Source organism: Pseudomonadota bacterium, assembly GCA_039714795.1.
Classification (GTDB): domain Bacteria; phylum Pseudomonadota; class Alphaproteobacteria; order JAGOMX01; family JAGOMX01; genus JBDLIP01.
Genome location: JBDLIP010000053.1, coordinates 1 through 12,010, shown reverse-complemented (window position 1 = coordinate 12,010; position 12,010 = coordinate 1). Strand labels below are relative to the sequence as shown.

At 42.5% G+C, this 12,010-nt stretch carries 12 protein-coding genes; 2 read left to right on the top strand and 10 right to left on the bottom strand.

Features of this window, described 5'->3' with window-relative positions; genetic code table 11:
- The first annotated feature begins 748 nt into the window (after positions 1 to 748).
- The gene (locus ABFQ95_05175; protein MEN8236916.1) at positions 749 to 1,465 is read left to right on the top strand and encodes an N-acetylmuramoyl-L-alanine amidase; all 717 of its coding nucleotides are present in this window, start codon (positions 749 to 751) and stop codon (positions 1,463 to 1,465) included.
- Between the two features lie 214 nt (positions 1,466 to 1,679).
- Here the strand turns inward: ABFQ95_05175 and ABFQ95_05170 are convergent, their stop codons facing one another.
- The 9 genes from ABFQ95_05170 to ABFQ95_05130 all read right to left on the bottom strand — a co-directional run bounded on the left by ABFQ95_05170 (position 1,680) and on the right by ABFQ95_05130 (position 10,549).
- Complete coding sequence (locus ABFQ95_05170) at positions 1,680 to 2,093, bottom strand: glutaredoxin domain-containing protein (GenBank protein ID MEN8236915.1); 414 nt, start codon at positions 2,091 to 2,093, stop codon at positions 1,680 to 1,682.
- 187 nt (positions 2,094 to 2,280) lie between these two features.
- Positions 2,281 to 3,237, bottom strand: coding sequence for a type II secretion system F family protein (locus ABFQ95_05165; protein ID MEN8236914.1), 957 nt, complete (start codon positions 3,235 to 3,237; stop codon positions 2,281 to 2,283).
- A 63-nt stretch (positions 3,238 to 3,300) separates the two neighbouring features.
- Positions 3,301 to 4,281, bottom strand: a complete 981-nt coding sequence (locus ABFQ95_05160) for a type II secretion system F family protein (protein MEN8236913.1) — start codon at positions 4,279 to 4,281, stop codon at positions 3,301 to 3,303.
- A gap of 14 nt (positions 4,282 to 4,295) precedes the next feature.
- Complete coding sequence (locus tag ABFQ95_05155; GenBank protein ID MEN8236912.1) at positions 4,296 to 5,696, bottom strand: CpaF family protein; 1,401 nt, start codon at positions 5,694 to 5,696, stop codon at positions 4,296 to 4,298.
- 75 nt (positions 5,697 to 5,771) lie between these two features.
- Positions 5,772 to 6,986 (bottom strand): hypothetical protein, encoded by a 1,215-nt coding sequence (locus ABFQ95_05150; protein MEN8236911.1) that lies wholly within the window; start codon positions 6,984 to 6,986, stop codon positions 5,772 to 5,774.
- A gap of 59 nt (positions 6,987 to 7,045) precedes the next feature.
- The gene (locus tag ABFQ95_05145) at positions 7,046 to 7,735 is read right to left on the bottom strand and encodes a CpaD family pilus assembly lipoprotein (protein MEN8236910.1); all 690 of its coding nucleotides are present in this window, start codon (positions 7,733 to 7,735) and stop codon (positions 7,046 to 7,048) included.
- A gap of 14 nt (positions 7,736 to 7,749) precedes the next feature.
- On the bottom strand, positions 7,750 to 9,192 hold the full coding sequence (locus ABFQ95_05140) for a type II and III secretion system protein family protein (protein MEN8236909.1): 1,443 nt from the start codon (positions 9,190 to 9,192) through the stop codon (positions 7,750 to 7,752).
- A gap of 29 nt (positions 9,193 to 9,221) precedes the next feature.
- Complete coding sequence (gene cpaB / locus ABFQ95_05135; GenBank protein MEN8236908.1) at positions 9,222 to 10,016, bottom strand: Flp pilus assembly protein CpaB; 795 nt, start codon at positions 10,014 to 10,016, stop codon at positions 9,222 to 9,224.
- Positions 10,017 to 10,021: 5 nt separating this feature from the next.
- Positions 10,022 to 10,549 carry a prepilin peptidase gene (locus ABFQ95_05130; protein ID MEN8236907.1) on the bottom strand — a complete coding sequence of 176 codons (528 nt, stop codon included), beginning with the start codon at positions 10,547 to 10,549 and terminating at the stop codon, positions 10,022 to 10,024.
- Between the two features lie 178 nt (positions 10,550 to 10,727).
- Between ABFQ95_05130 and ABFQ95_05125 the strand changes: the two genes are divergently transcribed.
- Positions 10,728 to 11,657 carry a tetratricopeptide repeat protein gene (locus tag ABFQ95_05125; GenBank protein MEN8236906.1) on the top strand — a complete coding sequence of 310 codons (930 nt, stop codon included), beginning with the start codon at positions 10,728 to 10,730 and terminating at the stop codon, positions 11,655 to 11,657.
- Positions 11,658 to 11,734: 77 nt separating this feature from the next.
- Here the strand turns inward: ABFQ95_05125 and ABFQ95_05120 are convergent, their stop codons facing one another.
- Entirely contained in the window at positions 11,735 to 11,896 is a 162-nt protein-coding gene (locus ABFQ95_05120) for a Flp family type IVb pilin (protein MEN8236905.1), read from the bottom strand.
- Positions 11,897 to 12,010: the final 114 nt, after the last annotated feature.

The window sequence follows — 12,010 nt, the reverse complement described above, 5'->3', positions numbered from 1 at the left end:
ACATCTGAAACATTAACATCTTGTATTATAGGAAATCTTTTTTCGAAATAAGGGGGTTTTTAGGGTTTTAGGGGCTCAGGCCGTTGAACTTGGGTTAAGAATAAATTATTTAAAACGATGCTTTATTTACTTGTTGAAGGCTTGGAATTTTACCAGCTGAACCTACGCTGTTCGCCTACCTAAAATTCAGATTACCCACTCAAAACGCAAAAGAGCCTTATGATCTTTATCTTTTCATTCCCGCAGAACAACTTCTGGGGAAGGTGTAGCATGCCTATACGGTTGGCATTAATAAACATGCGCAGTTTCCCTACGGCACTGTACCAGTTCTATTCCACACTTCCCCCAAACCTCCCCCAAACCAAGTTTTCTGGTGGCATAACTGGGGATAGCCTGCCATTGAAACAAACTCTACCAGGAAAGAAGCATATCGGCTAAAAGCTTGGTACCCACTGAATAGGAATCATTTTTGTGCGATACGTTGGACAAATTTAGGATGGCTTTAGAGAAGTTTGGAATAGAACTGTACAAGTGCCAGCTTGCAGCCGTGAATGGGTTACCGATAGGTTACGCAAATCAATTGTGTTTGATAGCATCATTTGATAGATTTTGCCTACACAAAGGGGAATTCATTCGCAACCATGTCAGAAATTTTAATTTACGAAGAAAAGGGTAAGGTAGCCGTCTGCAAAAAGTATTATCATTCCTTTGATTTAATTGCCAACCTAATTAGTTACAGCAGAAGAGCGTGTTGCAATTAAAGTGCGCCATTGTTTCACCAAATTATGACCAACGTGAGCCTGGCAGCCGCATTGAATACATTATTCTCCATTACACAGCATGTGATTTTGATTTATCGGTGGATGTGCTTACAGATGCAAAGTCCAATAACCCAGTAAGCGCGCACTATCTTATTGATGAACAAGGAGAAGTGTTTCAGCTGGTGCCTGATGCTATGCGGGCTTGGCATGCAGGAGTAAGCGCTTGGCGAAATAGGCAAGGTCTTAACACCTGGTCTTTGGGAATCGAGATGGTGCATCCTGGGCATGGGCCTTTTGCGCAGCCACAGCTGCGGAGTTGTTTGAAGTTGTGTCAGGTACTGATGCAAAAGTACGCGATTCCACCTAAAAATATCCTGGGCCACAGTGATATAGCGCCCACCCGTAAGGCCGATCCTGGAGAGTACTTTGATTGGCAAGGCTTTGCCGAGCATGGCGTGGGTATTTATCCAAATGAAATTGATATTTCATCGCTGAAGGTTGCATCTTCGAGAGTGAATAATGTGGCGTATGTGCAAGAACTTCTCAAAAGTGTGGGATATGAAATTACTTGCGATGGAGTTTTGGGTAAACAAACCAAAGCAGTGATTACGGCGTTCCAACGGCACTTTTATCCACAAAAAATTGATGGTGAGATGGATGGGCAAGGGTTGGCACGATTGTTGCTGATTTCTCAATTGGTTTAGCACAAAAAACTTCCCAAATTGAAAGTACAAATTGCAATTTGGGAAAATTATGTATACGGCTAAGTCAGTGGTCAACCGATAATATTTATCCGTATAATTTCCGGCGAGGTAAAGGTGGCAATCAAGTCGTTTTATACCATCAGTGTTGAGGTTATTTCTTGCAAAAATCTGCAGCAAGTAATAGAGGATACATGACAGCAAATATAAGCTGCTGTTAGCAATTCTTATTTACACCGCATTTAAGGTAGCATTCCAGCTTTCCTTTGCGATTGAGGGACTTTAGGTGGCTGTATCCTCCAACATGGTGGCCATCAATGAAAATCTGAGGCACCGAGGTTTTCCCGCCAGTGCGCTCAAGAAAGTTGTGACGCAGGTTTGGGTTTTGTTGCAGGTCGAGAATTTTAACCTGGGCCCCCTTTTGGTCAAGCAATGTCTTGGCATAACGGCAGTAGCGACAGTTTGGCAGAGAATACATCTCTACGGAAATGGATGGTTCTCCAGACATGCAAGTTGTTAGTTTTGCGGTAGGGCCATATTGTGACAACTGGTCTTTAAAGGTATAAAAAGATGTTCCTGCAAGAACCACTAAGACAGCTAGGGAAGATAGGATGTATTTAAGCTTGAACATTTTACTTTTCCTTTAAATAAATTAATTACATCACTTTCATTATATCTGGATTTTCTTGTGTAAGCAACATAGAATCCGCTATCGTTCAGGGCTACATCATGAAGATTTATTTATTTTTCATGATAAGCTGCGCTAACGCCTCATCATCCCAATAGTTACATTTTCCGGGAATCGAGGAAGTATACGTTTAGAAGAAGCGGTAAGTCTCATTCAAGCTCAAGATAGCCGGAGCCAGCAAAACAATTAATAAACTGGGCAGAATTAAAGCCACGACAGGTACCGAAAGAACCGCTGGTAATTTAGCTGCTTTAGCCTCTGCTTCCAGTAAAACCTTTTCACTAAATTCATGCGAAAGGATTTTAAGGGTTTGGCTGATCGATGATCCTTGTTCTTCTGCCTGTACCAAGGTTGTTGCCATTCCTCGAATCAGCGGAATATACACACGCTTTGCTAAATTTTGAAAAGCCACCCGCCGATCTGGGAGAATTGCCAGCTCAATTGCGGTAAGAGCAAATTCTTTACCAAGTTCAACGTTACTATCTCCTATTTCTTGGGCAACATGTTCAAAGCTTTTATCAATACTTAAACCAGCATTTGTACAAACGACTAGCAAATCTAATGCACTGGAAAGATCCTTGCGAATTTTTTCATAGCGCCTTTTTATCATGAAATTTATTGCAATGTCGACGAATTTATATCCCAAAAGAATCGCTAATAACATGACACATAGTTTAATGATCATAGTCTGCTCATTAAGGGGTGGAACAAAAACAACCAAGATAAATCCCAGTGTTATAAAGAAAACAAGTGAAGCTACGATCGAAAAGGCCATAATTGCTGGGGCGTTAATAGGTGTCAATCCAGCACGTTCAAATTTTGTTTTGGCACCAGAAGTCATACCAGAAAACATTTGTGAAAACGATGAAGTATTTTTTCTAGACCGTGAGTTGCCCAGAATTTTTAATTGTTCTGTCCTCATGGCCTCCGCCCCTTTAGAATGAGACGAAGTCGTCTTTTGTATGCTAGCCATACGTGTTTGTAAATCACGCTTGGAGAAAAACCTTTGTATCACGAAATAGGTTAACAGAAACCCCACAAAAGTTAGAGCTAGTACCAAAATTTCCTCAATAGTTATCGGTCCCATTTTCTTCTCCTCACTTAGATTTTATCAATGATTTTATCAATTTCTTCGCTAAAATTTCTTTACTTAAATTCTAAAGCGGACCATCCGGCGAATCACGATCACACACGTTAAAATTAATCCCATGGCAAGGGCCATCAATTTACGCCCAGCGGGATCTTTTTGAAATGTCTCAATGTAGTCAGGGCTAAAAAATAGCATCCCAAGCATTGCTAGAAACGGTAAGGAGCCAACAATCATACCTGTCGCTCTTGCTTCTGAAGAAAGAGCTTTAATCTTTAATTTGAGCTCTTGTCTGCGACGAATAATAGCAGAAATATTACCTACCAGTTCTGAAAGGCTTCCTCCGGTTCGGCGCTGAATAATTAATGCAACCACAAAGAATGCATAATCCTTTACTTGCACACGGTCGACAGATGCACGCAAGGCATCTTCAAAGGGCATACCAAAATTTATTTGTTTGCAAATAGTGGCAAATTCAGGACCAATGGGAGCCTCCACTTCTTGAGCAACAGTCATGAATGTTTTTTCAACCGTGGTACCAGCCCGTAATCCACGTGAAATGATATCAAGTGCAACAGGAAAGAGCATCAAGAACGCTTGCTCTTGACGCGTTTTTACAGTGCTTAGATAAAAATTAACACTGAGTCCCAAAAATACAAAAGAAACCACACTACTCGTCAGCATCCCAAGTTCTAATGAAAACTGGATTGACATAGCCAGCAGCACGGTCGCAGCAAAAAATAGTGAGAAAAAAACAATTGGCGATAGACGAATTCCACGCTGTTTAAGTGTTTGACTCATAGAACCCTTGTGGTAGCGTTTGAATTTTTTCTGCAGAAGTGTTTCTCGCTCATATTGAAAAAGGGCAGTTTTCGAGATTTGTGCTTTGCCTTTTTCGGTCATCGAGTCCAATCGGGATTTTAATTTTGATTGAGCCGCCCGTCTTCCTATAAAGAGGAAAATGATGCAAGTGATCGACAAAAAGAAAACGGCTGCCGCAATTGACAAAAACGTTAATGCTTGCTCTGACGAAAAATAATCCATGATTGCTTCTTCTCCTATTGTTTTGACAGTGCTTTGTTTAATTCAGAAGACAAGTTGAAAAAATCGATCTTGTGACTAAAGCTTGGTGAGTCATTTACGCACTGAAACTCACCATGAATTTGCCCATCTTCATCTTCTCCTTGATACTTAAATTCGAAGAGGAGTTTATTTCTGATCACCCCATCTTGAAAATCAATGATATCGCTAATTTCAGTTATCCGTCTCACCCCATCTCGCATACGGGCAACATGCACAATAAGATCAATAGCATCAGCTATATAGCTCTTAATGACTGCATTGGGGAGTTCATGACCGCTCATCAAAATCATATTCTCTAAACGATTCAGCGCTTCTCGGGAACTGTTGGCATGCAGGGTCGACATCGAACCATCATGTCCGGTATTCATCGCTTGCAACATATCGAACGTTTCAGCGCTTCGACACTCTCCAACAACAATGCGGTCCGGTCGCATTCTGAGCGCGTTTTTTACAAGATCTCGGATTGTGACTTCACCCTGTCCTTCAATATTTGGGGGACGACTTTCCAGGCGAATGACATGGGGTTGTCCCAATTTTAATTCGGCAGAGTCTTCTACTGTCAAGATACGCTCGCGTTTGTCGATCAATTGTGACAGAGCATTTAACAGTGTTGTTTTTCCGGCTCCAGTTCCTCCAGATACAAGAATATTGAGCCGAGATTTTGCTGCAATCTTTAGCAGTTCGAGCATGTTTTGGGAAATGTTCTTCTGTTTTACCATTTGATCAAACCCAATTGTCTTTTTAGAAAAGCGCCTGATGGAAACCGATGGGCTATCAAGTGCAATGGGCGGAATAATCACGTTCACACGACTACCATCTTTTAAACGTGCGTCAACCATGGGACTGGATTCATCAATTCTTCTGCCAACTTGATTGGCAATTCTTTGGGCAATTTGGAAAATATGCTTATTATTTTGAAATTTGACGTCAGTTTTTTCTAACTTCCCCATGCGCTCAATATAAACAGAATCCGGCGCATTAACCATAACATCTGTAATGGCTGGATCCTTAAGCAAGGGTTCTAAAGGCCCTAGCCCTATCATATCGTTGACTATTTCCTGAGCAATATGTTGTTGCTCGCGAAAATTAATCTGCACTTGAGATTCTTCGGTAAAGTGTTCTATGAACTCTTCTACTTCGCGTTTTAAATCTTCAGGAGAAACTTTGGATGCAGCATTTAAATCCATTTGTGAAATAAGTCTCTCGAATGCTTGATAGCGAAATTCAACCAGAGACTGAGATAAATTCAAATCAGTTGTTGTATAAGTTTTGTTCTTATAATTAATTTTATCACTGACTGCAATACTTGCATCACGATTGTTTGCTACAGCTTGCGTCAGTTCATGCACTTGTTTTTTTCGCCGAAAAATCGACATATCTGCTATCCTTTAAAACTGTTACGGCCTAGCTTGCCAAAAAGAAGGGCAAGCTAGATGCTACCAGTCTTAAAGTTAGGCTTTCTTAGTGAAAAAATAGTTAATAAGTCCCTGTTTTGAAATGCCACCTGGTATATCTCGACCTAACAAGAGTTCGACCAAGTTTTCCACTCCTTTAGCAAATAGACCGCCTTGTTCAACAATGGTTTGCCCCATATTTAAAGCAACCAAAGTCTTAAAAGCGTCAAAAGCTATAAGATGATCAATTTTTCTCTCGACTGCATCTTCAAAAGCCTGCTGTGGCAGTTCTCCTTCTTTGTAAGCATTCACCCGATTAGCAACAATTAAAACCCTTTGGGACGTTTTTTTCGCCGCAGTTAGTAATTTAAGAATTCGTACCGTATCTCGCATCGACAATATCGTTAGATCAGCAACAATCACAACGATTTCTGTTTGTTGGAACAATAGGGCATTTTGCTCGTCCATGAAGTGACGCGGAAGGTCTAAGAAAGAGTAGTGGAATTGGTTTTTGAGAATTTTTAACAAAGATACATTTACTTTGGAAGAAGACGTATAGTTCTCATTAAGGCCCTCTTCGGTGCTCAATATATAAAGATGGTCATTATATTTTGTCATAGACCGGTCAATAAAAACTGGATCTAGGCGATCTGGTGATTCAAACAGCTCACGTAAACCACTGCTTGGTTTCAGGTCAAACAACCTAGATTGCACTCCAAGTTGTCGGTCAAAGTCAACAATAGAAACACGTTTCGAGTGCTTTGTTGCCATTGTTGCCGCGCAATTTGCAAGTATCGTAGACGTCCCGACTCCTCCACGAGCCCCTATAAAGGTCACCCCTTTTCCAAGGTGTGCAAACCCATGCGTTGTTTTCACCTGGGTTGACTCATCTTCTAAAAGCCGCTCAATACTTTTAACCAGAAGCTCAGCATTAAGTGGTTTGGCAATATAGTCTCCAACGCCCAATTCCATCAAAGATCTGAAGATACCAACCTCATTACGATCACCGATGGCTATCACCTCAACCCCCGGCTCACAAACTTCTGCCAATTTCTGCATTTCAGAAGCAGGCAAAGCAACCCCTGAAATATCAACCAAAATAATCTTTGGAGTGCGGTTAGACTTTAGATGGTCAATTGCTTGGCCGCTATCTCCCAGATGAGCTTCTGTTTCAAGGCCCAGGCGTTGCAAAGCAATGGATTGAATAATATTCTTACTTTCCTGGTCACATACGAAAGCTAACAGCTTATTACTTTGTTCTTGTTTAGCCATTTGATTCCCCTTTAAAAAAAAGGCCCCCCAATAGGGATCTGGGGAGCCTTTTTAACGAACTACTTTCCAGTTTCTACCTTTTCTATTTTAAGGGGCTCTTCCTTACCTTTTCGATAACGAGAAATCGCAAGATTTTGCCGCTCGCCATCAGCCTGACCAATTGCAGGACTACGGCGCTCCTTATACATGTCATAGGGATCATGTAGCATTGCCCCTTCGTTTTTGGCGTATGTACAACCAAAGTGAGCTTCTCCCTCTGGCATACCATAGGTATTCATGTACTCATTCCAACCAGGACATTGGGGTCCAACAGCTCGGTACTGATCTAGAGACACAGTAATTGTGTTCTTCCGTTCCGTATCTGTTTGCTCGGCATAAAACACCTCAATCATATTCGGGCATATATCCCCAAGCTTCTTCAAGCAACGAATAATCGTTGCAATCCGTTGCTTCGTTAGATTGTGCATATCACCTCTTGCAGTGTGAGTGATAATGCGTGCATGCACAGGAGGCTTAGGTGTCGTCTTCCTACCAACCAGCCCCTTTAGTTTTGCAATCCCAGCGTTGTTAATTTTACCGCTGCCTGAGGCAAACTTAATGTCATCCTCATCGGAAAGCCTTTCTACATCGGCTTTCCATGGCCCTGATGTCGTTGGAATCGCGTTGCGGAAAGGAGGGTTACCCCACTCGGTGCAACCTACCAACAATGCGGCAAGAGCTGCGACAGAAATCGTTGTATATTTATTCATTATCAATTCTCCCTTTACTCAACGTGAAAGCCAGCTGCACCAACCAGATTAACCGCTGGCTGGGTGTCAGACCTGTTGGTTCTCGGATCTGGATCCACTTCGGTTCCATAAATCAACCGATTCAACCGCTTCATCAAAATTGTCCCCATGTGATGCGCGTGCATCAGTCCATCTGTTGGCAAAGACAAATCCTCTTCCTTTACTGGATTGACCGTGTAGACAGTTACGATAATCACCAGCTCGGTCTCATCTCGTTGGAACTCAGTCGAACGGAACAAGGCCCCTAAGATTGGAATGTCTGCAAGGCCTGGCAATTCACTTAGGCTGTTCCTGATATTGTTCGAGAACAAACCAGCAATTGCTAGGCTATCACCACTTCCAAGCTCAACGGAAGTTTCTGCTCTGCGAGTGACGATACTTGGTATCCTAAAGACTTGGCCTGCTGCACCCGTAGGTAAAGTTACAGCATTTTGATCCGATACGTCACTAACCTCTGGGCGAACTCTCAAGTTGATAAGACTCTTTGAAAGAACCGTTGGAGTAAATGAGAGGCTAATACCAAACTCCTTAAACTCAATGGTTGTGTTGTTGTCACCCTGGGGTACCGGATAAGGGAATTCTCCTCCAGCCAAAAAGCTGGCAGTCCTTCCTGACATACACACCAAATTCGGTTCAGCTAGTATGCTGGCAAGACTTTCCTTGTCTAGGGCGTCAATCAGTCCTGTAACGTCAGTATTTCCCGCATGCCTATAGCCAATACTAGAGAGACCATCTGTGTTTCTTGCAAAAGCATCCCCCATTAAAACGGCAGGATCAAACGGGTTACGACCGGTCAATACTCCAAAAATTGGATTAGAACCACCGCCTTTAATGTTTGAAGCCCAGTTGATATTCAAAATATCCAATACTCTGCGCTGTACCTCAGCAACTCTTACCTTCAGATAAACCTGAGTTGGCTGCGAAACATTCATATTGTTCACAATCAACTGATTGGTCCCCAAATACCGACTGGTAATATTTTCGATATTCTTTGCAGTTTGCGCCGAAGTTACTTTTCCGCTCAACACAATTCCCGCAGGAGAAGATTGCACTCGAACGCGCTCATCTGGATACGCGGTTCGAACAATGCGATTTAGTTGCCGCAAATTATGAGTAACATCCAGTTCAAGTTCTAGTACCGTGTTCCCTCCAGCATCTGTGGCAAAGACGGTTGTAACACCTGGCTTTTTACCAAAAACGTAGGCAACTTTTGGGCTGTTTAACTGAATATCGGCTATATCCGGATTGGCAACAAAAATCTCAGTCACTTCTGAATCCAGCTTAAAAATCTCAGCTGTATCTTGCTCAAGTGACATTGATCGATGCGCTTTTTCCGCATACACCTCTATAGGGAGCAGAAGCAGAGCGAGCGTTAACGCCAGCCCAACCTGCACACTTCTAGTAAAAAAGAAGTTCATGATTATTGGTATCCTTTTCATCGTTTTCCTCATTCTCCTCTAACGTTAACCGTTTCCATTTCTTCGCTACCGCGAATCATTGTCACGGCTCTACTACCTTTAGACTGTGGTCGCCTGCTTGCCACTGCCCTTCGATTGTGATCTGCAAAGCTATGCAAACTTATGACAGGCTTGCCCTCTTCTATGGCTGCTGCCAAACGTTCCGCCTGATCCGGCGTAACTTCAAGGGTAATCGTCTGAGGAGGCTTATCTCCCCGCTTGTCATCATCCGCTTGTAGAGCGCTATCTACCGCCAACACAGGGACTTTACTGACAACCGTTTTACCAAGAAAGGCACGATTAGAGCCCCCCTGGCGAGCAGCTACAATAACGTCTACCAAATCTCTGGGAGCTATCCACCCACTGATATTCGTCTTGCGATCTAGCGCTATGGTAAACGCCCGCATGCCGGGACGTACAATTGCTGACAGGATACTCTTATCCCCTTTCATCAACAGATTGGCCGTCTTAATAGGCTCACCCTTAGTGATCGGATAACGTACGATCGAGCCATAAAGCGTCTTTTTCTTGATTTTGCTTGGCGTCACATAGTGTCCGTCCACAGAATCTTCAGGCCAATCTTGCCATTTAGCTTTTTGTTTTGTCAGCGTTGAACCAACAGGCAAATTTGCCTCAGCCACCAGCACCCTAGCTGTTGGCGCTTTTGCACCTTGGACGACAACAGCTTCACTTCTTTTTGTCTGGATCACCATACGGGTTACAAATGCGACCCCCACGGCCAGCACTAACGCCACTGCGAAAACAGCGATGTCTCTTGATTTCATAGTTCCTACCTCATCCCTGATTGGATTATTACCACAACAGCCCCAACAAATATGGCCACACCATATGGAACCACACGATTTGCCCCACTTGCTGGTTCTGTCACTTCTACCTTTTGACCCTTAAACTTTGCTACTAAGCCTTTTGACAATAAATTCACGGCATGGACACGGGTCGCTTCAAATGTCTTGCCTAACCACAAATACAAAATACTAAGAATACCTCCAGCTAATGCTGTAAAGACAACAAACGCCAGTAAATTTAACTCAACGGCCCACATTGCCGTAGCTGCTAATAATTTCGCATCACCTGCCCCAAACAGTTTAAATGAGTACAAGGCGAACCCTGCTGTAAGGAATCCTGCAAACACAAGCAGTGGAAAATACAAATCAGATAGTCCCTGAAAAATGGCCACCTTTATCACAAACAGCACCATGAGGATCAACACCAAATAATTGGGGATCTTAAAATAGAGAAAGTCATGTAGGGCCGTCAAAAAACAGACCCCTAAAAATAGCCAATGGAAATTTGACACCCACAGCCCCCTTGTTTAGTTGCTTTTAAGAAAGGCTAGCGTGATTTAATTAACTTTTCAAGTGCCATTATGGAGTTGCTCATGGAAAAATTTACGACTATAATCTCCTTGTGACATGAGGTTTAACCCTCAAAGATAATACTAGCAACACTTTTAAAGCTTGGAGGCATTTTTTCAAATGGCATATAAACAACGAATTTTTTTTACAATTTTTTTTCTATCGATTGCAGCACTTGGTTCAGGTTGTCAAAATAAATTGGAACAACGGCAAAAAGATGCAGCAGCATCGGGTACTCCTTATAGTCCTTTAGTCCGGATTGCTGACTCAATGAAGGACTCACAAGACTATGCCACAGCAGTAAAGCTTTACCGACAAGCCCTGGATATGGACCCTAAGGATGTAGATGCACAAATGGGTCTGGCTCGATCTTTGGCTGCCCTTGGGCAATACAAAAAATCGATTGGTGTGCTCGAGCGCGTTCTTGCCAAACGAGAGCATTCAGGGGCCCTACGAGAGTTAGGGAAAATTTACCTTGTCAGCAATGAACCAGATTCGTGCATTGACGCCTATTCTAGAGTCCTTCGCAAGGATACCCAGGATATTCCATCTTTGAATGGTATGGGAGTGTGTCATGATATTAAGGGGAATCATAAGCAAGCCCAGGAATTGTATCAAAAGGCTTTGGCTCTTTCTCCCGATCACTGGGGCGTCAAATCTAACTTGGGACTCTCCCTCGTGCTAGAAGGAAAATACGACACAGGGGTCTCCCTTCTTTCATCTGCGGCAGATCGGCCCAATGCCACACAACGGGACCGACAAAATCTTGCAATGGCGCTGGGACTTTCTGGAGATGTAGAAAAAGCTGCACAGCTTTATAGTGTAGATCTCAGAGAAGAAGATGTTAGGAGAAATCTGGCTATGTTCCACGTCTATAAAAAAGCCGAAGAAGCTCCAAAAACTTTGGCGCTTAGAAACATAACAGAAGCGGACATAGCAGAAGATGATATAACAAAAAACCCTATTCCAGAAGCAGCCGCTCCGGAAATTGTTGCTAGCGCGGATAATGATACTGCTATCCAGATTGGGCAAGTAAATGGGGTTTATTAAAAAAAGCCCCCACTGTGTCTATGTCTATGTCTATGTCTATGTCTAGGTATAGTGGGGCCTGTGGTAGCCTATCTAAATTATAGGTTATTTGCGATATCATTAAACGTTGTATCTAAAGCCCCTCCGACAAGAGTAACAGAAGCAACAATTACAACTGAAATCAGAGCAGCTATCAGACCATATTCAATAGCTGTCGCTCCACTTTCCTCTCTAAAAAATGTTTTTAAATCTTTAGTCATGACAACCTCCGTTTATTAAAACTAAGAGTATAATTATGTCATTGCTGACATTATTATTGTATTATATAAATATTAAATTATTTTTAATTTGGTGACTACAGCTATTCAACTATC